Here is a 23,084-nt window from a genome sequence, read left to right as displayed (position 1 = left end):
AAATGTTCCGCAAGCTGCTGGACCAGGGTCAGGCAGGCGACAACGCTGGTCTGCTGCTGCGCGGCACCAAGCGTGACGACGTCGAGCGTGGCCAGGTTCTGGCCAAGCCGGGTTCGATCAAGCCGCACACCAAGTTCGACGCCGAAGTCTACGTTCTGTCGAAGGACGAAGGCGGCCGTCACACCCCGTTCTTCAAGGGCTACCGTCCGCAGTTCTACTTCCGTACCACCGACATCACCGGTGCGGTCGAGCTTCCGGAAGGCGTCGAGATGGTGATGCCGGGCGACAACATCAAGATGGTTGTCACCCTGATCAACCCGGTCGCCATGGACGCCGGCCTGCGCTTCGCAATCCGCGAAGGTGGCCGTACCGTCGGTGCTGGCGTGGTTGCCACCATCCTCGAGTAATCTGCTAGAATCTGCGCCCCGATGTTGCCTGGGTAGGGCATCGGGGCGTATCAAACGGGAAAGTAGGCACAGGATGTGCCTTGTGTTCCCCGGACCAGGAAGGGTCAATGCCATTCAGGCGGCGTCAACAGGAGACTGTTGACAGCTGCCTTGCGTGCCATTATGCTTCTCCGTCTGGGCAGGCCAGTTTCATGGGTCTGCCTATGCATTTGGGGTCTACGGATTGACCTTGTCGGCCTGCGGGAATGCGGGCCGTCTGTATTCAGGGATTTCATGGGGCAAAGCAACCCAGAGGCTTTGTCTGTCGCTCTTTTATCGAAGGAACCTACCGCCATGGCGGACCAAAAGATCCGGATCCGGCTGAAAGCGTTCGATCATCGTTTGATCGACCGTTCGGCCAGCGAGATCGTTGAGACGGCGAAGCGGACCGGCGCGCAAGTGCGTGGCCCGATCCCGCTGCCGACCAAGATCGAGCGTTACACCATCCTCGTCTCCCCGCACGTCGACAAGGACGCGCGTGACCAGTACGAGACCCGCACGCACAAGCGCGTGCTCGATATCGTTGACCCGAATGACAAGACCGTGGACGCGCTGATGAAGCTCGAACTGGCTGCCGGCGTCGACGTTCAGATCAAGCTGACCTGAGGACTACGACCATGACGAAGAAATATTCGTTGGGCTTCGTGGGCCGCAAGGCTGGCATGAGCCGCGTGTTCACCGAAGATGGCCGTTCCATCCCGGTGACCCTGATCGAAGCAACCCCCAACCGCATCGCGCAGATCAAGACCGTCGAAGCTGACGGCTACAGCGCTGTGCAGGTGACCGTCGGCGCGCGTCGCGCTGCCCTGGTCAACAAGCCGGAAGCCGGCCACTTCGCCAAGGCGAAAGTGGAAGCGGGCCGTGGCCTGTGGGAATTCCGCGTTGAAGACGCCCAGCTCGGCGATTTCGCCGTTGGTGGCGAAGTCAAGGCGGACATCTTTGAAGTCGGCCAGATCGTCGACGTCCAGGGTGTCACCAAGGGTAAGGGCTTCCAGGGCACCATCAAGCGCTACAACTTCCGCATGGGTGACGCTACCCACGGCAACTCGCTGTCGCATCGCGCGCCGGGTTCGCTGGGTCAGCGCCAGACGCCCGGCCGCGTGTTCCCGGGCAAGAAGATGTCCGGTCACATGGGTTCGGTGCAGCAGAGCACCCAGAACCTGGAAGTTGTCAAGGTCGACGTCGAGCGCGGTCTGATCGCAGTTCGCGGCGCCGTTCCGGGCGCGGCGGGTGGCGACGTGATCGTCCGTCCGGCGAGCAAGGCATAAGGAGAGATGACGATGGAACTCGTTATCACGGGTAGCAATAACAAGGTCTCGGTCTCCGACGCCGTGTTCGGTCGCGATTTCAGCGAAGATCTGGTTCACCAGGTCGTCGTTGCTTACCGCAACGCCGGTCGCGCCGGCACCAAGGCGCAGAAGACTCGCTCCGAAGTGGCAGGTACCACCAAGAAGTCGAAGAAGCAGAAGGGCGGCGGCGCGCGTCATGGCGCACTGACGGCTCCGATCTTCGTCGGCGGCGGTGTCACCTTCGCGGCAAAGCCGCGCAGCTTCGAGCAGAAGGTCAATCGTAAGCAGTACCGTGCCGCCATGTGCGCGATCCTGTCCGAGCTGAACCGTCAGGGCCGTCTGACCATCGTGGAGTCCTTCGATGTCGAAGCGACCAACACGAAGGCTCTGATCGCCAAGCTGGCCGGCCTGGAAGTGGGCAAGCGCCCGCTGATCGTCACTGAAGAAGCCTCCGAGCACCTGTACCTGTCGGCGCGCAACATTCCCTACGTGGAAGTGCGTGACGTCCAGGGCCTGGATCCGGTGTCGCTGGTCGGTGCCGACACGGTCGTCATCACCGCTGACGCGGTCAAGAAGGTCGAGGAGTGGCTGGCATGAACAGCAACGAAAAAATCTTCAGCGTGCTGCTCGCCCCGCGTGTCTCCGAAAAGACCGCGCGCCTGCAGGAACTCTCCAATCAGTACGTCTTCGAAATTTCGAACGAAGCCACCAAGGCCGATGTAAAGGCCGCGGTTGAGCAGCTGTTCGACGTCAAGGTCGAAGCAGTCAACGTGGTCAACGTCAAGGGCAAGAACAAGTCCTTCCGTAACCGTGCTGGCCGCCGCGGCGATTGGCGCAAGGCGTACGTTCGCCTGGCCGACGGCCAGTCGATCGATGTAACGGCCAAGGCCTGAGGTACATCCCATGCCATTGATGAAATTCAAGCCCACTTCTCCCGGTCGCCGTTCGGCCGTGCGCGTGGTTACTCCCGACCTGCACAAGGGCGCTCCGCACGCTCCGCTGGTCGAGTCGCAGAGCCGTTCGGGTGGTCGCAACCACCACGGCCGCATCACCGTGCGTCACGTCGGTGGTGGCCACAAGCAGCACTACCGCCTGATTGACTTCAAGCGCAACAAGCTGGGCATCCCGGCGCGCGTGGAACGCATCGAATACGATCCGAACCGCACCGCCCACATCGCCCTGCTGTGCTACGTCGACGGCGAGCGCCGCTACATCATCGCCCCGAAGGGTCTGAAGGCTGGTGATCAGGTGATCGCTGGTTCGGATGCTCCGATCAAGGCGGGCAACACCCTGCCGCTGCGCAACATCCCGGTCGGTACCACCATCCACTGCATCGAGCTGAAGCCGGGCAAGGGCGCTCAGATCGCCCGCGCTGCAGGTGCTGCCGTGCAGCTGGTTGCTCGTGAAGGCATCTACGCCACCCTGCGCCTGCGCTCGGGTGAAATGCGTAAGGTTCCGGTTGAGTGCTGCGCGACCATCGGCGAAGTCGGCAACGACGAGCACAGCTTGGAAAAGCTGGGCAAGGCCGGTGCCAAGCGCTGGCGCGGCGTCCGCCCGACCGTTCGTGGTGCTGCCATGAACCCGGTTGACCACCCGCACGGTGGTGGTGAGGCGAAGGCCGGCCAGGGTAACCCGCATCCGGTCACCCCGTGGGGTGTTCCGACCAAGGGTTACAAGACGCGCCATAACAAGCGCACTCAGCAGTTCATCGTCCGCGATCGTAGGGGCTAATCGACCATGGCACGTTCACTCAAGAAGGGCCCGTTTGTCGATCACCACCTGGTTGCTAAGGTGGCTGCCGCTGCGGGTAGCAAGCGTCCGATCAAGACCTGGTCGCGTCGTTCGATGATCCTGCCTGACATGGTAGGCGTCACCATTGCCGTGCATAACGGCAAGAACCACATCCCGGTTCTCGTCAACGAGAACATGGTCGGCCACAAGCTCGGCGAATTTGCCATCACCCGGACCTTCAAGGGTCACGGTGGTGACAAGAAGTCGGGCAAGTAAGGAGAGATGACAATGGAAGCGAAAGCCATCCTGCGCACCGCGCGCATCTCCCCGCAGAAGGCACGTCTGGTCGCTGACCAGGTGCGCGGTCTGCCGGCCGAGCGTGCCGTCAACCTGCTGAAGTTCTCGGACAAGAAGGCTGCCCACCTGATCAAGAAGGTGGTGGAGTCGGCTATTGCAAATGCCGAGAACAACCAGGGCGCCGACGTCGACGAGCTGAAGGTTCAGACCATCATGGTAGATGAAGGTCCGACCCTGAAGCGTTTCATGGCGCGGGCGAAAGGCCGCGGTACCCGCATCCTCAAGCGCACCAGCCACATCACTGTGGTTGTTGGCGCCGCCAAGTAAGCGGATAAGGAAAAGACCATGGGTCATAAAGTTCATCCGATTGGTATCCGCCTCGGCATTTCCAAGGACTGGAACTCCAAGTGGTACGCCAACAAGGCCGAGTTCGCTGGTTACCTGGCAGCCGACCTGAAAGTGCGCGAAATGCTGCGCAAGAAGCTGGCTCAGGCCGGCATCAGCAAGATCCTGATCGAGCGTCCGGCAAAGACCGCTCGCGTGACGATCCACACCGCCCGTCCGGGCGTGGTGATCGGCAAGCGCGGTGAGGACATCGAGAAGCTGCGCAAGGAAGTGAGCGAGATGATGGGCGTTCCGGCGCACATCAACGTCACCGAAGTGCGCAAGCCCGAGCTGGACGCACAGCTGGTTGCCGAATCGATCGCGCAGCAGCTGGAGCGTCGCATCATGTTCCGCCGTGCAATGAAGCGCTCGGTCGGCAATGCGATGCGCCTGGGTGCCCTGGGCATCAAGGTCAACGTCGGTGGCCGCCTCAACGGTGCAGAAATCGCCCGTTCGGAGTGGTACCGCGAAGGCCGCGTGCCGCTGCACACGCTGCGTGCCGACATCGACTATGGCTTCGCTGAAGCCAAGACGACCTACGGCATCATCGGCATCAAGGTCTGGATCTACAAGGGCGAGGTCTTCGATTTCTCCCAGGTTGGCCAGGAAAAGCAGGACGACACCCCGTCGCGCAACGATCGTCATGATCGCGGCGACCGCGGTGACCGTCAGCGCCCGGCTCGTGAAGCGAGGTAACGACAATGTTGCAACCCAAGCGAACCAAGTACCGCAAGGTGCACAAGGGCCGTAACGAAGGCCTCAGCTGGAGCGCAAACGCTGTCAGCTTTGGCGAGTACGGCCTGAAGGCAACCGCCCACGGTCAGCTGACCGCGCGTCAGATCGAAGCGGCTCGCCGCTCGATCAGCCGCTACGTGAAGCGCGGCGGCAAGATGTGGATCCGAGTGTTCCCCGACAAGCCCATCACCAAGAAGCCCATCGAAGTTCGAATGGGTTCGGGTAAGGGCAACGTGGAATACTGGGTGGCCCAGATCCAGCCCGGCCGCATGATCTATGAAATCGAGGGTGTTACCGAGGAAGTGGCACGCGAGGCGTTCCGCCTGGCCGCTGCCAAGCTCTCGGTCACCACCACTTTCGTGACCCGGACGGTGCGCTGATGGATATCAAAACTCTCCGTGAAAAGTCGGCTGACGACCTCAAGGCCCACCTGATCGACCTGCGTAAGGAACAGTTCTCTGTCCGTATGCAGCAGGTCACCGGCCAGCTGCCGAAGACACACGACATCCGCCGGGTGCGTCGCGAAATTGCTCGCGTCAAGACCCTGCTCGGCAGCACGAAGTAAGGATGGCCGCTATGAGCGACAATACTGAAAACAAAGCGCTGCGCACGGTCGAAGGCCGTGTCGTCAGCAACAAGATGGACAAGACGGTTACCGTCCTGGTCGAGCGTCAGGTCAAGCACGCACTGTACGGCAAGTACATCAAGCGCTCGACGAAACTGCACGCCCACGATGCCGACAACGCCTGCAAGGAAGGCGATGTCGTCCGCGTGACCGAGATTGCTCCGATGTCCAAGACCAAGAACTGGCGCGTGGTGGAAGTCATCACGCGTGCGGCTGAATAAGGAGTCTGAATCATGATCCAGATGCAGAGCTACCTTGACGTCGCCGACAATTCTGGTGCCAAGCGAGTGATGTGCTTCAAGGTGCTGGGTGGTTCCAAGCGCCGTTACGCCGGCATCGGCGACATCATCAAGGTCACCGTGAAGGATGCGATTCCGCGCGGCAAGGTCAAGAAGGGTGAAGTGTATGACGCCGTCGTGGTGCGTACCCGCAAGGGTGTGCGTCGCGCCGACGGCTCGCTGATCCGCTTCGACGGCAACGCTGCCGTTCTGCTTAACAACAAGCAGGAGCCGATCGGGACCCGTATCTTCGGGCCGGTGACTCGTGAACTTCGTTCGGAGAAGTTCATGAAGATCGTCTCGCTCGCTCCCGAAGTGCTGTGAGCGACAGGAGATAATCATGGCTAACCGTATCAAGAAGGGCGACCAGGTTGTCGTCAACGCTGGCAAGGACAAGGGTAAGCAGGGCGAAGTCGTCCGCGTCGATGGCGACCGTCTGGTCGTCGCCAACGTGAACATCGTCAAGCGCCACACCAAGCCGAACCCGCAGGCAGGTGTTGCCGGCGGCGTGGTCGAGCGTGAAGCGTCGATCCATATCTCCAACGTGAATGTGCTGAACCCGGCTTCGGGCAAGGGCGAGCGCGTTGGCTTCAAGGTGCTGGAGGATGGACGCAAACTGCGTGTGTTCCGCTCCAGCGGTGAGGCGCTCGACGCCTGAGGAATGAGAAGATGACTTCCCGTCTCGAAAAGTTTTACAAGGAAGAAGTGGTGCCGGCGCTGATGAAGCAGTTCGGTTACACCAATTCCATGCAGGTGCCGAAGCTGGTCAAAGTCACCCTGAACATGGGTGTCGGCGAAGCGGCCACCAACAAGAAGATCCTGGAAAACGCCGTTGGCGACATGACCAAGATCTCGGGCCAGAAGCCGATCGTCACCAAGTCGCGTATCTCGGTGGCATCGTTCAAGATCCGTGATGGTTGGCCGATCGGCTGCAAGACCACGCTGCGTCGCCACAAGATGTACGAGTTCCTGGACCGCCTGATCAACATCTCGCTGCCGCGCGTGCGCGACTTCCGTGGTGTTTCCGGTCGTTCCTTCGACGGTCGCGGCAACTTCAACATGGGTGTGAAGGAACAGATCATCTTCCCGGAAATCGACTTCGACGCTGTCGACGCGATCCGCGGTATGGATATCGCCATCACCACCACTGCGAAGACCGACGCGGAAGCGAAGGCGCTGCTGGCAGCGTTCAAGTTCCCGTTCCGTAACTGATTCGTCGAGGAAACCGAAATGGCAAAGACCTCCATGGTCAACCGCGACATCAAGCGGAAGAAGCTGGCTGAAAAGTTCGCTGTCAAGCGTGCTGCTCTGAAGAAGATCGTGTCCTCCCCGGACGCGAGCTACGAAGAGAAGATCGAGGCCTCCACCAAGTTGTCGAAGCTGCCGCGCGATTCGTCGCCGAGCCGCCACCGCAACCGTTGCGAACTGTCTGGCCGCCCGCGTGGCGTGTACAGCAAGTTCGGCCTGGGTCGCAACAAGCTGCGCGAAGCCACCATGCGTGGCGACGTTCCGGGCCTGCGCAAGGCCAGCTGGTAATTCCAGCCGGTCCTGCCAGCGAGGGCGCCTTCGGGGGCCCTCGCAGCCGGGGAGGGGGAGTGTTCAGCTTTCCCTCTGCAAAAAACCGAAGAGCCCGGCGCAAGTCGGGCTCTTTTGGCGTATACTCCCGCGTCTTGCTCTGCGCAATGCGTAGGGGGAGGGGGCCTGGCCCGTTTCCAGGAGACAACAGATTTTCGCGAAAGCGGATATCGGTGCACTCAAAGGTACTCATATGAGCATGACTGATCCCATCGCCGACCTGCTGGTCCGCATCAAGAATGCGGCAGCGGTTGGCAAGCAGACGGTGAAAGCCCCGTCGTCCAAGATCAAGGTTGCGATCGCCCAGGTCCTGAAGGACGAGGGTTACATCGCCGACCTGCGCGTGACCGCGCTCGAGAACAACAAGTCCGAGCTGGAAATCGTGCTGAAGTATTTCGAAGGCAAGCCGGTCATCGCGACCCTGAAGCGCTTCTCGCGTTCGGGCCTGCGCCAGTACCGCGGCAAGAGCGAACTGCCGAAGGTCATGAACGGCCTGGGCATTTCCATCATTTCCACCTCCAAGGGCATCATGACTGATGCGCAGGCGCGCCAGTTGGGCGTCGGCGGCGAAGTCCTGTGCTTCGTGGCCTAAGGCGAAAGGAGTAGACCATGTCCCGTGTAGCCAAGAAGCCGATCGACCTGGGTAAGGTTGAACTGAACGTCCAGAACGACAACGTCATCGCCAAGGGCCCGAAGGGCACCCTGTCGCTGGCCAAGCCGGCTGGTATCAACATCAATGTCGAAAACGGCGTTGCCACCCTGAGCACCGACAACGTGGACCTGATCCCGCTGACCGGTACCGTCCGCGCCATCCTGTCCAACATGGTCAAGGGTGTTTCCGAAGGCTTCGAGCGCAAGCTTGAGCTGGTCGGCGTGGGTTACCGTGCTGCGATGCAGGGCAAGGACCTCAGCCTGTCGCTGGGCTACTCGCACCCGATCGTGTTCGTGGCGCCGGAAGGCATCACCATCACCACCCCGACCCAGACCGAAATCCTGGTGCAGGGCGCTGACAAGCAGGCCGTCGGTGAAGCTGCCGCCAAGATCCGTGCGTTCCGCAAGCCGGAGCCGTACAAGGGCAAGGGCGTGAAGTACTCCGACGAAGTCATCATCCGTAAGGAAGCCAAGAAGGCGTAAGCGCGAGTCCCTCGCAAGAGCCCGCAGATCCATGTGCGGACTTTCCAGGGAAAAGCCCAACCTTCAGCTTTCAAGGAAAAAACATCATGAACAAGAACATCGCCCGCCTGCGTCGCGCCAAGTCGACCCGTGCCCACATCCGTGTGCTCGGTGTTGCCCGCCTGTCGGTGCTGCGCACCGGCCAGCACCTGTACGCACAGGTCTTCACCGCTGACGGCTCGAAGGTGCTGGCTGCTGCCAACACCACCCAGGCCGACATCAAGGAAGGCCTGAAGAACGGCAAGAACGCCGATGCCGCCGCCAAGGTTGGCCGCATCGTCGCTGAGCGCGCCAAGGCCGCCGGCGTCGAGAAGGTTGCCTTCGATCGTTCGGGTTACCGTTACCACGGCCGCATCAAGGCCCTGGCTGACGCTGCCCGCGAAGCCGGCCTGCAGTTCTAAGGGATCAGGGCAGGGGACTTCGGTCCCCATGCCCACCTGCTCGCCAGCCTGAGTGAGGCTGGGCGGCGCCGCTCTTCTGCAGCGGCCCACCGCAACAACGCGTCACTCCACAACCATAAGCGGCCTCGAGCCGTACATAACCCAACAACCAAGGAATAAACATGGCAGAAGAACGTCAGCAGCGGGGTCGCGATCGCGACCGTAACCGCGAAGAGAAAGTCGACGACGGCATGATCGAAAAGCTGGTCGCGGTCAACCGCGTCAGCAAGACCGTCAAGGGTGGCCGTCAGTTCACCTTCACCGCCCTGACTGTTGTCGGCGACGGCGAAGGCAAGGTCGGTTTCGGTTATGGCAAGGCCCGCGAAGTGCCGGTCGCCATCCAGAAGTCGATGGAGCAGGCTCGCAAGAACCAGGTCACCGTCGATCTGAACAACGGCACCCTGTGGCACACCATCAAGGATGGTCACGGCGCAGCGCGCGTGTTCATGCAGCCGGCTTCCGAAGGTACCGGCGTCATTGCCGGTGGTGCCATGCGCGCCGTGCTGGAAGCAGTGGGCGTGAAGAACGTGCTGGCCAAGGCCACCGGTTCGCGCAACCCGATCAACCTGGTGCGTGCCACCGTGAAGGGCCTGACTGCAGCGCAGTCGCCGGCTCGTATCGCGGCCAAGCGCGGCAAGAAGGTGGAGGATCTCAACCATGGCTAATGAAACCACCAAGACCGTCAAGGTCCGTCTGGTTCGCGGCCTGCGTGGTGCCCAGGCGCGTCATCGCCTGTCGGTGCGTGCGCTGGGTCTGGGCAAGCTGAACGATGTGCGTGAACTGAAGGACAGCCCGCAGGTTCGCGGCCTGATCAACAAGGTCCACTACCTCGTCAAGGTTGAGGAATAATCCAATGACCATGCATCTGAATGAATTGAGCCCGGCACCGGGCGCCCGCAAGGAGCGTACCCGCGTCGGTCGCGGCATCGGTTCCGGCCTGGGCAAGACCTGCGGCCGCGGCCACAAGGGTTCGTTCGCCCGTAAGGGTGGCGGCAAGATCAAGGCTGGCTTCGAAGGCGGCCAGACCCCCATGCAGCGTCGTCTGCCGAAGATCGGCTTCCGTTCGCCGATCGCCAAGGACACCGCTGAAGTGCTGCTGTACCAGCTGGACAAGCTGCCGGCCGGCGAGATCGACTTCGCTGCCCTGCGTGCTGCCAAGCTGGTCCCGAGCACTGCCAAGAAGGCCAAGGTCGTCGTCAAGGGCGAAGTGACCAAGGCGTTCACCCTGAAGGGTGTTGCTGCCACGGCTGGTGCCAAGGCTGCGATCGAAGCTGCCGGCGGCAGCGTAACGGAGTAAGAGAATCATGGCGCAAGCTGGCATCGGTAACCTCGCGGGCGGAATGGGCAAGTTCACTGAACTTCGCCAACGTTTGCTGTTCGTCGTCGGGGCTTTGATCGTCTATCGCATCGGCTGCTACGTGCCGGTGCCGGGCGTCAATCCCGATGCCATGCTTGCCATGATGCAACAGCAGGGCGGCGGAATCGTGGACATGTTCAACATGTTCTCGGGCGGCGCCCTGCACCGTTTCAGCATTTTCGCGCTGAACGTGATGCCGTACATTTCGGCATCGATCGTGATGCAGCTGGCTGTGCACATCTTCCCCGCCCTGAAGGCGATGCAGAAGGAAGGTGAGTCCGGCCGCCGCAAGATCACCCAGTATTCGCGCATTGGCGCCGTGCTGCTCGCAGTAGTGCAGGGCGGTTCTATCGCGCTGGCGCTGCAGGGCCAGGTGTCGCCGACTGGCGCACCGGTCGTGTACATGCCGGGCATGGGCTTCGTGCTCACTGCCGTGGTCGCACTGACCGCCGGCACCATGTTCCTGATGTGGGTTGGTGAGCAGGTGACCGAGCGCGGCATCGGCAACGGCGTCTCGCTGATCATCTTCGCCGGTATCGTGGCGGGCCTGCCGGGTGCGGTCATCCACACCTTCGACGCCTACCGCGACGGCAACATCCAGTTCATCCAGCTGCTGCTGATCGCCATCGTCGTGCTCGCCTTCACCTTCTTCGTGGTGTTCGTCGAACGCGGCCAGCGCCGGATCACGGTGAATTACGCGCGCCGCCAGGGCGGTCGCAACGCGTACATGAACCAGACCTCGTTCCTGCCGCTGAAGCTGAACATGGCCGGCGTCATCCCGGCGATCTTCGCCTCGAGCCTGCTGGCCTTCCCGGCCACCCTGGCCATGTGGTCCGGCCAGGCTGCCAACCAGAGCACCTTTGGCCAGACCCTGCAGAAGGTCGCCAATGCCCTGGGTCCGGGCGAGCCGCTGCACATGATCGTGTTCGCTGCGCTGATCACCGGTTTCGCGTTCTTCTATACCGCGCTGGTGTTCAACTCGCAGGAAACCGCCGACAACCTGAAGAAGTCGGGCGCGCTGATTCCGGGCATCCGTCCGGGCAAGGCCACCGCCGACTACATCGATGGCGTGCTGACCCGACTGACTGCTGCCGGTTCGGCTTACCTGGTGATCGTCTGCCTGCTGCCGGAACTGATGCGCACGCAGTTGAATGCCTCGTTCTACTTTGGCGGTACTTCGCTGTTGATCGTGGTGGTGGTGGTGATGGACTTCATCGCCCAGGTGCAGGCGCACCTGATGTCCCACCAGTACGAGAGCCTGCTGAAGAAGGCCAACCTGAAGGGCGGCAACCGCGGTGGTTTTGCTCGCGGCTGATTAGCCTGCTATACTTTCGTCTTCCTGACGTGATGGTCCTCCGCTTCGCGGACTCTGGCCACACAAACGAAGGGCGGCCCCCGCAGCGGTTCCGGGTGGGGGTGTGATGAGGTGGTCCCGCGCTGGAGTAGCGCGGGCGGCCCGGGAGGCAACTCCAGGTCCAACCCCATCCGGCGCCGGAGCCTGGGCACACTCCCCGGGCCGGGTTCATGAAACCTCTGGTTTCACGGGCTTCCAAGTAAACCGGAACCTTGTTAGTATCACTGGTTCACTTTTTTGATCCATCCTGCCGGATCGGCGTGCCTTGAGCGCGCTGTCGGCCATCACTCAGCTGGAGAACCGCGTCATGGCGCGTATTGCAGGCGTCAACCTGCCAGCCCAGAAGCATGTCTGGGTCGGGTTGCAAAGCATTTACGGCATCGGCCGTACCCGTTCGAAGAAGGTCTGCGAAGTCGCAGGCGTCACTTCGACCACCAAGATCCGCGATCTGTCGGAGCCGGAAATCGAGCGCCTGCGCGCCGAAGTCGGCAAGTACATCGTGGAAGGCGATCTGCGCCGTGAAATCGGTATCGCGATCAAGCGCCTGATGGACCTGGGCTGCTACCGCGGCCTGCGTCACCGTCGCGGTCTGCCGCTGCGTGGCCAGCGCACCCGTACCAACGCCCGCACCCGCAAGGGCCCGCGCAAGGCGATCAGGAAGTAAGGGACATATAAATGGCTAAGCCTGCTGCTAAGACCAAGAAGAAGATCAAGCGCGTCGTCACCGACGGCGTTGCCCACGTCCACGCTTCGTTCAACAACACCATCGTGACCATCACCGACCGTCAGGGCAACGCTCTGTCGTGGGCGACCTCCGGTGGCGCTGGCTTCCGCGGTTCGCGCAAGTCGACCCCGTTCGCAGCCCAGGTGGCTGCCGAAAAGGCCGGTCGTGCTGCGCTGGACTACGGCGTGAAGTCGCTGGAAGTCCGCATCAAGGGTCCGGGTCCGGGCCGTGAGTCGGCCGTGCGTTCGTTGAACAACGTCGGCTACAAGATCACCAACATCATCGACGTGACGCCTATCCCGCACAACGGGTGCCGTCCGCCGAAGAAGCGTCGCGTCTAAAGGGAGCGATAAGAAATGGCTCGTTATATCGGTCCTACCTGTAAGCTCGCCCGTCGCGAAGGCGCCGACCTGTCCCTGAAGAGCCCGGCGCGTGCGCTGGATTCCAAGTGCAAGTTGGAGCAGAAGCCCGGCCAGCATGGCGCCACTGCCCGTAAGGGCAAGCTGTCCGACTACGCTACCCAGCTGCGTGAAAAGCAGAAGGTCAAGCGTATCTACGGTCTGCTGGAGCGTCAGTTCCGCAACTACTACAAGAAGGCCTCGACCAAGAAGGGCAACACCGGCGAGAACCTCCTGCAGCTGCTGGAAACCCGCCTGGACAACGTTGTCTACCGCATGGGCTTCGCCGTGACCCGTCCGGCTGCCCGTCAGCTGGTGTCGCACCGCGGCGTCACCGTGAATGGCAAGTCGGTCAACCTGGCCTCGTACCAGGTCAAGGCTGGCGACGCCATCGCCCTGTCTGAAAAGGCTGCCAAGCAGCTGCGCGTCCAGGAAGCCCTGACCGTCGCCGCCCAGCATGACCTGAGCCCGTCGTGGGTTGAAGTGGATTCCGGCAAGTTCTCCGGCATCTTCAAGGCTGTTCCGGATCGTTCGGATCTGCCTGCGGACATCAACGAAGCGCTGATCGTCGAGCTGTATTCGAAGTAATTCACATTGGAGAGCCCCCGGCGACGGCCGGGGGTTCACTAGGAGAACCCGCAACATGACGGTTACCGCCAACCAGGTTCTGCGTCCTCGCGGTCCGCAGATCGAACGCATTACCGACACCCGTGCAAAGGTCGTTATCGAACCTTTGGAGCGGGGTTACGGGCATACGCTGGGTAATGCCCTGCGTCGCGTGCTGCTGTCGTCCATCCCGGGCTTCGCCATCACGGAAGTCGAGATCGACGGCGTGTTGCACGAGTACACCACGGTCGAAGGTCTGCAGGAGGATGTGCTGGAAGTCCTGCTGAACCTGAAGGACGTGGCCATCCGTATGCACTCTGGCGACAACGCGACTCTGTCCCTGTCCAAGCAGGGTCCGGGCGTTGTCACCGCTGCCGACATCAAGGTCGACCACAATGTGGAGATCTTGAACGGCGACCACGTGATCTGCCACCTGACCAAGGACACGGCAGTGAACATGCGTCTGAAGATCGAGCGTGGTTTCGGCTATCAGCCGGCTGCTGCGCGTCGTCGTCCGGACGAAGAAACCCGTGCTATCGGCCGTCTGGTCCTGGATGCCTCGTTCTCGCCGGTCCGCCGTGTCGCCTATGCCGTGGAAGCGGCTCGTGTCGAACAGCGCACCGATCTGGACAAGCTGGTCATCGATATCGAGACCAACGGCACCATCGACGCCGAAGAAGCAGTGCGTACCGCTGCCGACATCCTCAGCGATCAGCTGTCGGTGTTCGGTGACTTCACCCACCGCGACCGCGGTGCGGCGAAGCCGGCCAACAACGGCGTGGATCCGGTGCTGCTGCGCCCGATCGACGATCTGGAGCTGACCGTGCGTTCGGCCAACTGCCTGAAGGCCGAGAGCATCTACTACATCGGCGATCTGATCCAGAAGACCGAAGTCGAGCTGCTGAAGACCCCGAACCTGGGTAAGAAGTCGCTCACCGAGATCAAGGAAGTGCTGGCCCAGCGTGGCCTGTCGCTCGGCATGAAGCTGGAGAACTGGCCGCCGGCCGGCGTCGCCAGCCACGGCATGCTGGGCTGATACAGCCTTTCTGCAAGACTGCATGGCCCCGTCGGCAACGGCGGGGCCATTGCACCAAGGCAATACCGCCACGACGAACGAAGGTTCGCGGGCAGGTCGTCCAGGACGGATGGCCAGGACCAACCGCAGTCCGAGCAGCAGCGCCAGGAAGGCGACAACGATCCGCAAAGCCACATCATTAACCAAGGAATATCACCATGCGTCACCAGAAATCCGGCCGTAAGTTCAGCCGTACCAGCGCCCACCGCGAAGCGATGTTCAAGAACATGGCCGCCTCGCTGTTCAAGCACGAGCTGATCAAGACCACCCTGCCGAAGGCCAAGGAACTGCGCCGCGTCGCCGAGCCGCTGATCACCTTGGCCAAGGTCGACTCCGTCGCCAACCGTCGTCTGGCCTTCGCCCGCCTGCGTGACAACGAAGCCGTCGGCAACCTGTTCACCATCCTGGGCCCGCGCTACGCGACCCGTCCGGGCGGCTACCTGCGCCTGCTGAAGTGCGGCTTCCGCGCCGGCGACAACGCGCCGATGGCCTACGTCGAACTGGTTGACCGTCCGGTCGTGGCTGAAGCCGTCGAAGAATAATCGACGCGCGACACCCGTCATTCGGTGAAGAACCCGGCCTCGTGCCGGGTTTTTCCGTTTCTGCGGGGTCAGAGCCCTTTGCATCCGCAAAGGGATCCGACTCCGCACCGTTCCGACGGGCGCGACGTTGTGGCGGTTCGAACGGCGCGCAGTCTCGGTTACGCTTGCGGTCCGTACTACACGAGCGTTGCCGATGAATCCTCTGCGCTGGCCTTTCCGCGCCCAGTTCCTGCTGGGCTTCCTGATCTGCGCGGGCCTGCTGGGCTACGCCATCTTCCTGCAGTTGAAGATGGGGCTGGAGCCGTGTCCGCTGTGCATCTTCCAGCGCCTGGCGTTCGTCGCTCTGGGGCTGCTGTTCCTGATCGGCGCCCTGCACGGGCCGTCCAATCGCCCGGGGCGGGCGACCTACGGCATCCTCGCGTTCATCGCCGCTGCCGTGGGCGTGGGCATCGCCGCACGCCACGTCTACGTGCAGATGCTGCCGCCGGAGATGGGTGCGACCTGTGGCCCGCCGCTGGCGTTCCTGCGCGAAACCATGGGGCCGCTGGAAGTGTTCCGCACCGTGCTGACCGGCACCGGCAACTGCGGCAACATCGACTGGACCTTCCTCGGTCTGACCATGCCGATGTGGTCGGGCGTGTGGTTCGTGCTGCTGGCGCTGTGGGCGTTGGTTGTATCGCTGCGCAAGGTCAAGCGCTGAAAGCGAAACGGGGTCGGATCCCTTTGCGGAGCAAAGGGCTCTGACCCCGTTCGCAGCCACGCATGGCGTGGCTCTACTGCGAGCTCCGGGTTTCCTACGGAAAGGGATCCAACCCCTTCGCTTAGAAATCCTGCTGCAGGCTCAGATAGGCGCCGCGACGCGGCCCCCATTGCGGCGCGAACACGCCGATGCCGCCGCCATCGCGCAGCTGGTAGCTGCGGTCCAGCGTGTTGAGCACGGCCAGCTGCACGTGCAGCGGGTGGCCACTGTCGGCGTTGAAGTCATGCGCGGCGCTGAGATTGACCTGCAGATACGACGGCAGCTGGCCGCCATTGGGCACGCCCTCGATGTCCGAACGCAGGCCGCTGCCGTACACGTAGTTCGCGCCCACCCGGTTGTGGCCAGCGAAGGTATAGCTGACGCCGCCGGAAGAAGTCAGCTTCTGGTCGTGGTCCAGGTGGATCCAGTTCTGCTGCACGTAGGCCAATGCATCCGGATCGAGGTTGTACTGGCTGGTGATGACCTGGGTGCCCATCGCCTTGTTGTAGGCCGCGTTGAAGTACGCGCTGATCGGCCCGTTGCTGTAGTCGGCGCTGAACTCCAGGCCGTGGATGTGGCCGCGCCGATAGTTGAAGGTGGAATAGATGTAGGCGGCGCCGAACTGGCCTTCGTCCTGCAGGCGCGAGACGCGGCGGTCGTAGGCATCCAGGCCGAGGGTGAGGTGCTCGCCGACCTGCTGTGACACGCCGATGTCGTAGTAGTCACTGCGCTCGGACAATGGCGTGTTGCTGCCACCGGCGGGTTGCTGGTTGCTGGTGCCGTCGAACAGGGCCAGATCGCTGCCGGCAACCAGTTCGCTGGCGGGCGGGGTGAAGTAGCGCGAGTAGCCGGCATGCACCGTGGTGCTGTCGCTGGCATTCCAGACCACGCCCAGGCGGGGGCTGAGCTGGCCCTCGGTGTGGCCGAACGCCTTGAAGCGGTCGCCGCGCAGGCCGTAGTTGACCGTCCATTCATCGCCTATCCGCCACTCATCCTGCACGTACAGTGCCGCGGTGCTGGCGTGGAAGGCGTTGCGGTCCGGGATCAGCTGCGGCGTGGTGCTTGTCTGCCGGCCATCGGCATCGACCGGGAAGACCCAGCTGCTGTTGTTGGCGGCGGCGTGTTCGTAGTTGCCATACAGGCCATAGCGCAGGGTGTGGTTGTCGCCCAGCGGCGTGGAGAAATCGGCCTGCAGGGTGTTGGCGCGGTTGCTGCGTTGGACCTGCGAGGCGACGCCGCTGAACACCAGGTCGCCGACGATGTCCGGGTTGAAGGCCACATCGCTGTAGCGCTGGCCGGCCGAGAGCTGGTACGCGGTCTGGCCAAGCGTGCCCTGTAGCACCAGCATGCCGAAGCGGGTGGTTTCGCGCTGAGTTTCGTCCAGCTGGCTGGAATCGAAGGTGGTGGTGTCCAGGTAACCGAACTGCGGGGTCTGCCCCGGGTTGACCGGAATCTGGAAGCGGTTGTTGGCGAAGCCGGCGAACACGCTCAGGCGGGTGCTGTCGTTGACCAGATAGGTCAGGTCGGCAAAGGCCTTCCCTTGGTGGGTATCGTCATGCAGCGGCTTGCGTGCGCTGGTGGGGTTCTCCAGCCCGACCTCGTTCTGGTCGTAGTTGCCGGTCAGGAACCAGCTCCAGCGGCCCTGGTTGCCCCACCAGGAGGCATTCGGGTTGACCTTGCCGAAGGAGCCGGCGGTGATGCCGGCGCTGCCGCCGTTGCCCAGCTCGGCGCCACTGCGGGTCGTGATATCAACCACCGCGGCGGTGCGTTCACCGAACTGGGCCGGCAGGGCGCCATCCATCAGGCGGATGCTCTTGATGGTGCGGGCATCCAGGGTCTGGCCAAAGCCGGAGATCGATTCGGGCAGCAGTACGCCGTTGATGCGGTACTGCAGGTTGGCGTGGTCGCCGCGCACGTGCACGCCGCCGTAGGAGTCCTGGGCCACGCCCGGGGCCTGCAGCAGCACCTGGCTGAGCGGGGCGGAGGCGCCCAGAGGCTGCTTCTGGATGTCCTCGGCGGTGATCTGGTACTGGCTGCTGCCGATGTCCGGGGACAGGGCGTTGCGGGCCTGGTCGAGCTGGGCGCTGACGGTGACCACGTCGAGGTTCTTGACCGCAGCCGCGCTGGAATCAGTGTCGGCGGCAAGTACGGGTTGGCTGGTCAGGATCAGGGCGAAGGTGATGGCGGCGGTGAGCAGGGAGGGCTTCATGGGAAATGGGCAGGGAAGGGGGAAGGGGCCGGTCCATGAGGGAGTGTTACTCCGTAACAACAGCGTGCCGATCATGCGCCTGTCCAGCGGTGGCGACCATGCCGTTTCTGGCCGATCACGCGGCCCCTTTTCACGCCGTTCAGGCAGTCGCGGCGGTGCCTGGCCCTTTGCGTCAGCGGCTGGCTCTGCGACCATGACCGCCCCCCACCCCCGGATGTCCGTGATGAGCCTGTCCGCCGTTCCGCCCGCCCCCGATCCTGCCGCCATCGCTGCTGGCGCTGCCTGGTCACCGGAGAGCTGGCGGGGCAAGACCGCGCTGCAGATGCCGACCTATCCCGATCCGGTGGCGCTGGATGCCGCGCTGCACGAGTTGAAGCGGCTGCCGCCGCTGGTGACGTCGTGGGAGATCCTGGCGCTGAAGCAGCAGCTTGCCGACGCCCAGGAGGGCAAGCGTTTCCTGCTGCAGGGTGGCGACTGCGCGGAGAATTTCAGCGACTGCGAATCGGGCACGATTTCCAACCGGTTGAAGGTGCTGCTGCAGATGAGCCTGGTGCTGGTGCACGGCCTGCGTCAGCCGGTGATCCGCGTCGGCCGTTTTGCCGGGCAGTACGCCAAGCCGCGCTCGGCCGATACCGAAACCCGCGATGGCGTGACCCTGCCCAGCTACCGTGGCGATGTCATCAATGCGCCGGCCTTCACCGAGGCGGCGCGGCTGCCCGATCCGAAGCGGATGCTGCAGGCCCACGCGCATTCGGCGATGACGATGAACTTCGTGCGGGCGCTGATCGATGGCGGCTTTGCCGACCTGCACCATCCCGAATACTGGAACCTGGAATGGGTAAGCCATTCGCCGTTGGCCGCCGACTACCAGAAGATGGTCGCCTCGATTGGCGATGCCGTGCACTTCATGGAGACCCTGGCCGGGGCCCGCGTGCACAACCTCAACCGCATCGATTTCTACACCTCGCATGAAGCGCTGTTGCTGCCCTACGAACAGGCGCTGACCCGGCAGGTGCCGCGCCAGCAGGGCTGGTTGAACCTGAGCACGCACTATCCGTGGATCGGCATGCGTACCGCCGCGCTGGATGGCGCACACGTGGAGTACCTGCGTGGCGTGCGCAATCCGATCGCGATCAAGGTGGGCCCGTCGGTGACGCCGGACCAGTTGCTGCGCCTGATCGATGTGCTCAATCCGGATGACGAGCCGGGCCGCCTGAGCTTCATCCACCGCATGGGTGCAGCGCAGATCGCGCAGAAGCTGCCGCCGCTGCTGGATGCGGTCAAGCGCGATGGTCGCCGCGTGCTGTGGGTGTGCGATGCGATGCACGGCAATACCGAGAGCACCGCCAACGGCTTCAAGACGCGGCGCTTCGACAATGTACGTGGTGAGGTCGAGATGTCCTTCGACCTGCACGCGGCCGCAGGCACCCGCCTGGGGGGCGTGCATCTGGAACTGACCGGTGAGGATGTGACCGAATGCACCGGCGGTGCGCGCGAGTTGACCGAACGTGACCTGGAGCGTGCGTATCGTTCGACTGTCGATCCGCGATTGAACTACGAGCAGTCGCTGGAGATTGCGATGGCGATCGTGCGCAAGCAGGAGCAGGTGCGGTAAAAGGTATTTCGGCAGGGCTTGCAGCCCTGCACCTGCTGAATCAACGTCAACGTCAAATGCGGGCATTCCGTGGGATGGCGGGACGGTGTGGGTAGTCAGGACACGCCGTAAACCCATCCATGGGGGCTCGATGGCGCCATCCATGGCGCCAACGGTCCTGCCTACCCACACCGTCCCACCTCTGACAGATTTCCGCGGCTGTTGGATCCACGCCATGCGTGGATGAATTTCCATCGGAATCGACTATTTCGATATCGGAACGAATTGAGCCGAGCATGGCTCGGCTCTACAGAAATGCCGGCAGATCGCGGGAATCTGTCGAAGGCGGGGAGGGTCCGGTTGCGGGAGTGTCCGCGGCATGGATGCCGCGGCCAAGCCCCCAGGGATGGGTTTACGGCGTCTCCCGCAACCGGACCCACCCCGCCATCCCGCAGGAAATCCGCTTCTGCTTCGGCTTCTGCTTCTGCTTCGGCTGTTGCTGTTGCTGTTGCTCAAGCTTGCAGCAGGTGCAGGGCTGCAAGCCCTGCCGACCAACGCCCTCCTTACGAACGACTGACGTGACGCTCATGCGCTATGCGCGAGGCTGTCCGCTTGGTGTTCGAGTGGAGGTGGCAACGGTGCACTGGGAAAGCGCACAGGCCTATGCGTGGCCGTTGGGATTGGCAGTGTTGGTGGGTGGCATCGGCGCGTGGTTGATCCTGTGGATCTACCATCGGCTGAAAGGACGTGATCGTCGCCGCGCGCGCATCGGTCGTGTGCTCGGGCTGCCGATGGCCACCGCATGGCCGTTGCTGCTGCTGATTCCCGCGTTGCAATCCACGCCACTGCCGGAACACGCGCTCGATCAACTGCTGCGCGTGCTGCACATCGCTCTGACCGCCTGCTTCATCTGGCTGCTGGTGCGCGGCGTTGCTGCGGGTGAGCGGGCGATCCTGCGCAGCCATCCGATTGATGTCTCGGATAACCTCGAAGCGCGCCGCATCCAGACCCAGACGCGGGTGCTCAGCCGCGTGCTGATGGGCGGCATCATCGTGCTCGGTGCTTCGCTGGTGCTGCTGACCTTCCCGATGGTGCAGAAGATCGGCACCGCACTGCTGGCGTCGGCGGGCCTGATCGGCCTGGTGGCGGGTATCGCTGCCAAACCGGTGTTCGGCAATCTGATCGCCGGCCTGCAGATCGCGGTGACACAGCCGATCCGGCTCGATGACGTGGTGATCGTCGAAGGCGAATGGGGGCGCGTCGAGGAAATCGGCAGCAGCTATGTGGTGGTGCGCATCTGGGATGAGCGGCGGATGGTGGTGCCGCTGACATGGTTCATCGAACATCCGTTCCAGAACTGGACGCGACGCAGTGCCGACCTGCTGGGAACGGCTTTCCTGTGGCTGGACTACCGTGCGCCGATCGCGGCGATACGTGCCGAGCTGGAACGCATCTGCCAGGGCCAACCGCTGTGGGATGGACGGGTGTGCGTGACCCAGGTGACCGAGACCAGCGAGCGCGCGATCCAGGTGCGGCTGCTGGCCAGTGCGCGCAGTTCCGGTGATGCGTTCGACCTGCGCTGCCTGGTGCGCGAGCGCATGCTGGATTTCCTCGCGCGCGAGCATCCGCAATCGCTGCCGCAGGTGCGCGCGCGCCTGCAGCGGGACGATGAGCTGGATATGCCGCGGATGCGGCGTGCAGGCAGCGCCGATGTGCGCTCGCCGGGTGCGGAGGATGGTGAGGCGGCGATCGCGCCGGTGGAGCCGGGCCCGCTTCTGTAGAGCCGAGCCCACGCTCGGCTTCACCGCAAAATCGAAATCAGCCGAGCATGGCTCGGCTCTACAGAAGCCGGTCAGGGATCGCCGGATTCGATCAATGCATCGGTATCGAAGTGCGGCGGACGCCTGGCGCGCGTGCGCTGCTCATACGCGTAGGCCATCTCGATCAACTTCGGTTCGCTCCAGGCCGTGCCCATGAACAACAGCCCCGCAGGCAGGCCATCGATCTGGCCCATCGGCACGCTCAGGCTGGGGTAGCCGGCGACGGCGGCGACACTGTAGCTCTCGCCGGGGAAGTCATCGCCCGTGCTGCGCAGGGGCCAGGCCACGCCGGTTGTCGGTGCGACCAGCGCATCCAGCTTTTGCGATGCCAACACGGCGTCGATGCCTTCCGGGCCTGCCAGTCGCCGCGCATCGCTGCGCGCGCGGATGTACACGGGATCGCCCAGGCCAGGGGTCGCCTCGGCCTCCTGCAGCAGCTCCTGGCCGAACAGGCCCAGTTCCTGGCCCTTGTGTGCCTCGTTGAAGGCGATCAGCCCGGCCAGGCTGCGCAGTGGTGCCTGGTAGGTGTTGAGGTAGCGTTCCAGTCCGGCCTTGAATTCGTACAGCAGGACGATGCGCTCCGCATCGGCCCAGGCGCCCTGGTTGGGCAGTTCCACCGGCACCACCACGGCGCCGGCACGGCGCAGCTCAGCGACCGCCTGCTCAACCAGCGGCGGCATCCCGCGATACTTCAGCAGTGGTGTCTGCAGCAGGCCGATGCGCTTGCCGCGCAGTCCCTGCGGATCCAGGCGTGCGGTGTAGTCGTAGACGGCGCGGCCGGGCATGGTCGCGGTGGCGGGATCGGCATCATCGCGGCCGGCAATGGCGGTCAGCACGGCGGCGGCGTCGGCGACGCTGCGGGTCATCGGGCCCGCGGTGTCCTGGCTGAAGGAGATCGGGATGATGCCTTCGCGGCTGACCAGGCCGACGGTCGGTTTCAGGCCGACCACGCCGTTGACCGCCGCGGGGCAGACGATGCTGCCATCGGTTTCAGTGCCGATGGCCACGCTGGCCAGGTTGGCGGCCACGGCTACCGCGCTGCCGCTGCTGGAGCCGCAGGGTGAATGACTGAGGCGGTAGGGATTGCGGGTCTGGCCCCCGCGCGCGCTCCAGCCGGAGATGGAGTCGTTGCCACGGAAGTTGGCCCACTCGCTGAGGTTGGTCTTGCCCAGCACCACCGCGCCCGCTTCGCGCAGGCGGCGGACCAGATAGGCATCGTCGGGGCGGAAGCCCTGCAGCGCGAGCGAACCGGCACTGGTGGCCATCGGCGCGGCGTTGATGTTGTCCTTCAGAAGGATCGGGATGCCATGCAGCGGTCCGCGCAGGCGGCCGTTACGGCGCTCGCGATCACGCTCTGCAGCTTCCTTCAGGGCATCCGGATTGAGCTCGATCACCGCGCGCAGGCGCGGGCCGGCGCGGTCCAGTGTGGCGATGCGCTTGAGGTAAGCGTGAGTGAGGGTGGTGCTGTCCAGTTCGCCGGCGACCATGCGTGCCTGCAGGTCGGACACTTCGGTCTCGGCGTAGGGGAAGGGCACGTTGCTGCTACCGGGTTCGGCAGCGTGGGCGCTGGACGTGGCCGGGCTGCAGCCAGCAGCAAGCACCGCAGGCAGTGCGGCGATCAGACAGGACAGGAGGGGCGGCAAGGACAGGCGCATGGGGCAGCTTCGACGGCTCCGATCCCCAGTGTAGCGGC

General features: G+C 63.5%; 32 protein-coding genes and 1 pseudogene. 31 read left to right on the top strand and 2 right to left on the bottom strand.

Annotated elements, in window-relative coordinates; translation table 11 throughout:
• From tuf to QOL57_RS06710, 29 genes and pseudogenes are all read left to right on the top strand, one after another.
• Positions 1-407: pseudogene (gene tuf, locus QOL57_RS06850) on the top strand (elongation factor Tu); the annotation flags it as partial.
• Between the two features lie 333 nt (positions 408-740).
• Positions 741-1,052: a 30S ribosomal protein S10 gene (gene rpsJ / locus QOL57_RS06845; protein ID WP_010341589.1), complete on the top strand. Its 312-nt coding sequence runs from the start codon at positions 741-743 to the stop codon at positions 1,050-1,052.
• Positions 1,053-1,063: 11 nt separating this feature from the next.
• Entirely contained in the window at positions 1,064-1,714 is a 651-nt protein-coding gene (gene rplC / locus QOL57_RS06840; RefSeq protein ID WP_049470484.1) for a 50S ribosomal protein L3, read from the top strand.
• A gap of 12 nt (positions 1,715-1,726) precedes the next feature.
• The gene (rplD, locus tag QOL57_RS06835) at positions 1,727-2,332 is read left to right on the top strand and encodes a 50S ribosomal protein L4 (RefSeq protein ID WP_025879302.1); all 606 of its coding nucleotides are present in this window, start codon (positions 1,727-1,729) and stop codon (positions 2,330-2,332) included.
• Positions 2,329-2,628, top strand: coding sequence for a 50S ribosomal protein L23 (gene rplW / locus QOL57_RS06830; RefSeq protein ID WP_025879303.1), 300 nt, complete (start codon positions 2,329-2,331; stop codon positions 2,626-2,628). The genes rplD and rplW overlap by 4 nt, the downstream gene beginning before the upstream one ends.
• Before the next feature lie 10 nt (positions 2,629-2,638).
• Positions 2,639-3,466, top strand: coding sequence for a 50S ribosomal protein L2 (rplB, locus tag QOL57_RS06825; RefSeq protein WP_025879304.1), 828 nt, complete (start codon positions 2,639-2,641; stop codon positions 3,464-3,466).
• 6 nt (positions 3,467-3,472) lie between these two features.
• Entirely contained in the window at positions 3,473-3,742 is a 270-nt protein-coding gene (gene rpsS, locus QOL57_RS06820; protein WP_004145340.1) for a 30S ribosomal protein S19, read from the top strand.
• A 12-nt stretch (positions 3,743-3,754) separates the two neighbouring features.
• Entirely contained in the window at positions 3,755-4,090 is a 336-nt protein-coding gene (gene rplV / locus QOL57_RS06815; RefSeq protein ID WP_004145348.1) for a 50S ribosomal protein L22, read from the top strand.
• An 18-nt stretch (positions 4,091-4,108) separates the two neighbouring features.
• Entirely contained in the window at positions 4,109-4,843 is a 735-nt protein-coding gene (gene rpsC, locus QOL57_RS06810; protein ID WP_004145350.1) for a 30S ribosomal protein S3, read from the top strand.
• A 5-nt stretch (positions 4,844-4,848) separates the two neighbouring features.
• Positions 4,849-5,262: a 50S ribosomal protein L16 gene (rplP, locus tag QOL57_RS06805; protein ID WP_025879305.1), complete on the top strand. Its 414-nt coding sequence runs from the start codon at positions 4,849-4,851 to the stop codon at positions 5,260-5,262.
• A complete protein-coding gene (gene rpmC, locus QOL57_RS06800) occupies positions 5,262-5,447 on the top strand; it encodes a 50S ribosomal protein L29 (protein ID WP_025879306.1) in 186 nt (61 codons plus the stop codon). The genes rplP and rpmC overlap by 1 nt, the downstream gene beginning before the upstream one ends.
• Positions 5,448-5,458: 11 nt before the next feature.
• Positions 5,459-5,728, top strand: coding sequence for a 30S ribosomal protein S17 (gene rpsQ / locus QOL57_RS06795; RefSeq protein ID WP_004145355.1), 270 nt, complete (start codon positions 5,459-5,461; stop codon positions 5,726-5,728).
• A 12-nt stretch (positions 5,729-5,740) separates the two neighbouring features.
• Positions 5,741-6,109: a 50S ribosomal protein L14 gene (gene rplN, locus QOL57_RS06790; RefSeq protein ID WP_025879307.1), complete on the top strand. Its 369-nt coding sequence runs from the start codon at positions 5,741-5,743 to the stop codon at positions 6,107-6,109.
• 16 nt (positions 6,110-6,125) lie between these two features.
• Complete coding sequence (rplX, locus tag QOL57_RS06785) at positions 6,126-6,443, top strand: 50S ribosomal protein L24 (RefSeq protein WP_025879308.1); 318 nt, start codon at positions 6,126-6,128, stop codon at positions 6,441-6,443.
• Positions 6,444-6,454: 11 nt separating this feature from the next.
• Complete coding sequence (rplE, locus tag QOL57_RS06780; RefSeq protein WP_025879309.1) at positions 6,455-6,997, top strand: 50S ribosomal protein L5; 543 nt, start codon at positions 6,455-6,457, stop codon at positions 6,995-6,997.
• 18 nt (positions 6,998-7,015) lie between these two features.
• The gene (gene rpsN / locus QOL57_RS06775) at positions 7,016-7,321 is read left to right on the top strand and encodes a 30S ribosomal protein S14 (RefSeq protein ID WP_089239001.1); all 306 of its coding nucleotides are present in this window, start codon (positions 7,016-7,018) and stop codon (positions 7,319-7,321) included.
• A 232-nt stretch (positions 7,322-7,553) separates the two neighbouring features.
• The gene (gene rpsH / locus QOL57_RS06770) at positions 7,554-7,952 is read left to right on the top strand and encodes a 30S ribosomal protein S8 (protein ID WP_025879311.1); all 399 of its coding nucleotides are present in this window, start codon (positions 7,554-7,556) and stop codon (positions 7,950-7,952) included.
• Positions 7,953-7,969: 17 nt separating this feature from the next.
• Complete coding sequence (rplF, locus tag QOL57_RS06765; RefSeq protein WP_089239003.1) at positions 7,970-8,494, top strand: 50S ribosomal protein L6; 525 nt, start codon at positions 7,970-7,972, stop codon at positions 8,492-8,494.
• An 86-nt stretch (positions 8,495-8,580) separates the two neighbouring features.
• Positions 8,581-8,934, top strand: a complete 354-nt coding sequence (gene rplR, locus QOL57_RS06760; RefSeq protein WP_025879313.1) for a 50S ribosomal protein L18 — start codon at positions 8,581-8,583, stop codon at positions 8,932-8,934.
• Between the two features lie 161 nt (positions 8,935-9,095).
• On the top strand, positions 9,096-9,638 hold the full coding sequence (gene rpsE, locus QOL57_RS06755) for a 30S ribosomal protein S5 (protein WP_025879314.1): 543 nt from the start codon (positions 9,096-9,098) through the stop codon (positions 9,636-9,638).
• On the top strand, positions 9,631-9,822 hold the full coding sequence (gene rpmD, locus QOL57_RS06750; protein WP_089239005.1) for a 50S ribosomal protein L30: 192 nt from the start codon (positions 9,631-9,633) through the stop codon (positions 9,820-9,822). Before rpsE ends, rpmD begins: the two co-directional genes overlap by 8 nt.
• Before the next feature lie 4 nt (positions 9,823-9,826).
• Complete coding sequence (gene rplO, locus QOL57_RS06745) at positions 9,827-10,270, top strand: 50S ribosomal protein L15 (protein WP_089239007.1); 444 nt, start codon at positions 9,827-9,829, stop codon at positions 10,268-10,270.
• 7 nt (positions 10,271-10,277) lie between these two features.
• Positions 10,278-11,645 carry a preprotein translocase subunit SecY gene (gene secY / locus QOL57_RS06740; protein ID WP_025879317.1) on the top strand — a complete coding sequence of 456 codons (1,368 nt, stop codon included), beginning with the start codon at positions 10,278-10,280 and terminating at the stop codon, positions 11,643-11,645.
• Between the two features lie 346 nt (positions 11,646-11,991).
• Positions 11,992-12,348, top strand: coding sequence for a 30S ribosomal protein S13 (gene rpsM, locus QOL57_RS06735; RefSeq protein ID WP_025879318.1), 357 nt, complete (start codon positions 11,992-11,994; stop codon positions 12,346-12,348).
• An 11-nt stretch (positions 12,349-12,359) separates the two neighbouring features.
• Positions 12,360-12,749, top strand: coding sequence for a 30S ribosomal protein S11 (rpsK, locus tag QOL57_RS06730; RefSeq protein WP_004145443.1), 390 nt, complete (start codon positions 12,360-12,362; stop codon positions 12,747-12,749).
• A gap of 15 nt (positions 12,750-12,764) precedes the next feature.
• Positions 12,765-13,394, top strand: coding sequence for a 30S ribosomal protein S4 (gene rpsD / locus QOL57_RS06725; RefSeq protein WP_025879319.1), 630 nt, complete (start codon positions 12,765-12,767; stop codon positions 13,392-13,394).
• Between the two features lie 55 nt (positions 13,395-13,449).
• Positions 13,450-14,448: a DNA-directed RNA polymerase subunit alpha gene (rpoA, locus tag QOL57_RS06720; RefSeq protein WP_025879320.1), complete on the top strand. Its 999-nt coding sequence runs from the start codon at positions 13,450-13,452 to the stop codon at positions 14,446-14,448.
• 197 nt (positions 14,449-14,645) lie between these two features.
• Positions 14,646-15,029, top strand: coding sequence for a 50S ribosomal protein L17 (rplQ, locus tag QOL57_RS06715; protein WP_089239009.1), 384 nt, complete (start codon positions 14,646-14,648; stop codon positions 15,027-15,029).
• A 193-nt stretch (positions 15,030-15,222) separates the two neighbouring features.
• Positions 15,223-15,729, top strand: coding sequence for a disulfide bond formation protein B (locus QOL57_RS06710; protein ID WP_089239011.1), 507 nt, complete (start codon positions 15,223-15,225; stop codon positions 15,727-15,729).
• A 121-nt stretch (positions 15,730-15,850) separates the two neighbouring features.
• Here QOL57_RS06710 and QOL57_RS06705 read toward each other — a convergent pair whose 3' ends face one another.
• Complete coding sequence (locus QOL57_RS06705; RefSeq protein WP_089239013.1) at positions 15,851-17,977, bottom strand: TonB-dependent receptor; 2,127 nt, start codon at positions 17,975-17,977, stop codon at positions 15,851-15,853.
• 223 nt (positions 17,978-18,200) lie between these two features.
• Here QOL57_RS06705 and QOL57_RS06700 point away from each other — a divergent pair, with 223 nt between their 5' ends.
• Both QOL57_RS06700 and QOL57_RS06695 read left to right on the top strand, forming a co-directional pair.
• Entirely contained in the window at positions 18,201-19,592 is a 1,392-nt protein-coding gene (locus QOL57_RS06700) for a 3-deoxy-7-phosphoheptulonate synthase class II (RefSeq protein WP_089239015.1), read from the top strand.
• A gap of 617 nt (positions 19,593-20,209) precedes the next feature.
• Positions 20,210-21,352 (top strand): mechanosensitive ion channel family protein, encoded by a 1,143-nt coding sequence (locus tag QOL57_RS06695; protein WP_089241186.1) that lies wholly within the window; start codon positions 20,210-20,212, stop codon positions 21,350-21,352.
• Positions 21,353-21,423: 71 nt separating this feature from the next.
• Here QOL57_RS06695 and QOL57_RS06690 read toward each other — a convergent pair whose 3' ends face one another.
• Positions 21,424-23,046 carry an amidase gene (locus QOL57_RS06690; protein ID WP_089239017.1) on the bottom strand — a complete coding sequence of 541 codons (1,623 nt, stop codon included), beginning with the start codon at positions 23,044-23,046 and terminating at the stop codon, positions 21,424-21,426.
• Positions 23,047-23,084 lie beyond the last annotated feature (38 nt).

Source organism: Stenotrophomonas sp. yr243 (assembly GCF_900184195.1).
GTDB lineage: Bacteria > Pseudomonadota > Gammaproteobacteria > Xanthomonadales > Xanthomonadaceae > Stenotrophomonas > Stenotrophomonas lactitubi.
The sequence above is the reverse complement of the archived record's forward strand: the minus strand, read 5'-3'. Positions and strand labels throughout refer to the sequence as shown.

Bases quoted from the DNA above. Each gene is read 5' to 3' on its own strand.
- rpsJ (WP_010341589.1), top strand. From the start codon at position 741: ATGGCGGACCAAAAGATCCGGATCCGGCTGAAAGCGTTCGATCATCGT.
- rplC (WP_049470484.1), top strand. From the start codon at position 1,064: ATGACGAAGAAATATTCGTTGGGCTTCGTGGGCCGCAAGGCTGGCATG.
- rplD (WP_025879302.1), top strand. From the start codon at position 1,727: ATGGAACTCGTTATCACGGGTAGCAATAACAAGGTCTCGGTCTCCGAC.
- rplW (WP_025879303.1), top strand. From the start codon at position 2,329: ATGAACAGCAACGAAAAAATCTTCAGCGTGCTGCTCGCCCCGCGTGTC.
- rplB (WP_025879304.1), top strand. From the start codon at position 2,639: ATGCCATTGATGAAATTCAAGCCCACTTCTCCCGGTCGCCGTTCGGCC.
- rpsS (WP_004145340.1), top strand. From the start codon at position 3,473: ATGGCACGTTCACTCAAGAAGGGCCCGTTTGTCGATCACCACCTGGTT.
- rplV (WP_004145348.1), top strand. From the start codon at position 3,755: ATGGAAGCGAAAGCCATCCTGCGCACCGCGCGCATCTCCCCGCAGAAG.
- rpsC (WP_004145350.1), top strand. From the start codon at position 4,109: ATGGGTCATAAAGTTCATCCGATTGGTATCCGCCTCGGCATTTCCAAG.
- rplP (WP_025879305.1), top strand. From the start codon at position 4,849: ATGTTGCAACCCAAGCGAACCAAGTACCGCAAGGTGCACAAGGGCCGT.
- rpmC (WP_025879306.1), top strand. From the start codon at position 5,262: ATGGATATCAAAACTCTCCGTGAAAAGTCGGCTGACGACCTCAAGGCC.
- rpsQ (WP_004145355.1), top strand. From the start codon at position 5,459: ATGAGCGACAATACTGAAAACAAAGCGCTGCGCACGGTCGAAGGCCGT.
- rplN (WP_025879307.1), top strand. From the start codon at position 5,741: ATGATCCAGATGCAGAGCTACCTTGACGTCGCCGACAATTCTGGTGCC.
- rplX (WP_025879308.1), top strand. From the start codon at position 6,126: ATGGCTAACCGTATCAAGAAGGGCGACCAGGTTGTCGTCAACGCTGGC.
- rplE (WP_025879309.1), top strand. From the start codon at position 6,455: ATGACTTCCCGTCTCGAAAAGTTTTACAAGGAAGAAGTGGTGCCGGCG.
- rpsN (WP_089239001.1), top strand. From the start codon at position 7,016: ATGGCAAAGACCTCCATGGTCAACCGCGACATCAAGCGGAAGAAGCTG.
- rpsH (WP_025879311.1), top strand. From the start codon at position 7,554: ATGAGCATGACTGATCCCATCGCCGACCTGCTGGTCCGCATCAAGAAT.
- rplF (WP_089239003.1), top strand. From the start codon at position 7,970: ATGTCCCGTGTAGCCAAGAAGCCGATCGACCTGGGTAAGGTTGAACTG.
- rplR (WP_025879313.1), top strand. From the start codon at position 8,581: ATGAACAAGAACATCGCCCGCCTGCGTCGCGCCAAGTCGACCCGTGCC.
- rpsE (WP_025879314.1), top strand. From the start codon at position 9,096: ATGGCAGAAGAACGTCAGCAGCGGGGTCGCGATCGCGACCGTAACCGC.
- rpmD (WP_089239005.1), top strand. From the start codon at position 9,631: ATGGCTAATGAAACCACCAAGACCGTCAAGGTCCGTCTGGTTCGCGGC.
- rplO (WP_089239007.1), top strand. From the start codon at position 9,827: ATGACCATGCATCTGAATGAATTGAGCCCGGCACCGGGCGCCCGCAAG.
- secY (WP_025879317.1), top strand. From the start codon at position 10,278: ATGGCGCAAGCTGGCATCGGTAACCTCGCGGGCGGAATGGGCAAGTTC.
- rpsM (WP_025879318.1), top strand. From the start codon at position 11,992: ATGGCGCGTATTGCAGGCGTCAACCTGCCAGCCCAGAAGCATGTCTGG.
- rpsK (WP_004145443.1), top strand. From the start codon at position 12,360: ATGGCTAAGCCTGCTGCTAAGACCAAGAAGAAGATCAAGCGCGTCGTC.
- rpsD (WP_025879319.1), top strand. From the start codon at position 12,765: ATGGCTCGTTATATCGGTCCTACCTGTAAGCTCGCCCGTCGCGAAGGC.
- rpoA (WP_025879320.1), top strand. From the start codon at position 13,450: ATGACGGTTACCGCCAACCAGGTTCTGCGTCCTCGCGGTCCGCAGATC.
- rplQ (WP_089239009.1), top strand. From the start codon at position 14,646: ATGCGTCACCAGAAATCCGGCCGTAAGTTCAGCCGTACCAGCGCCCAC.
- QOL57_RS06710 (WP_089239011.1), top strand. From the start codon at position 15,223: ATGAATCCTCTGCGCTGGCCTTTCCGCGCCCAGTTCCTGCTGGGCTTC.
- QOL57_RS06705 (WP_089239013.1), bottom strand. From the start codon at position 17,977: ATGAAGCCCTCCCTGCTCACCGCCGCCATCACCTTCGCCCTGATCCTG.
- QOL57_RS06700 (WP_089239015.1), top strand. From the start codon at position 18,201: ATGAGCCTGTCCGCCGTTCCGCCCGCCCCCGATCCTGCCGCCATCGCT.
- QOL57_RS06690 (WP_089239017.1), bottom strand. From the start codon at position 23,046: ATGCGCCTGTCCTTGCCGCCCCTCCTGTCCTGTCTGATCGCCGCACTG.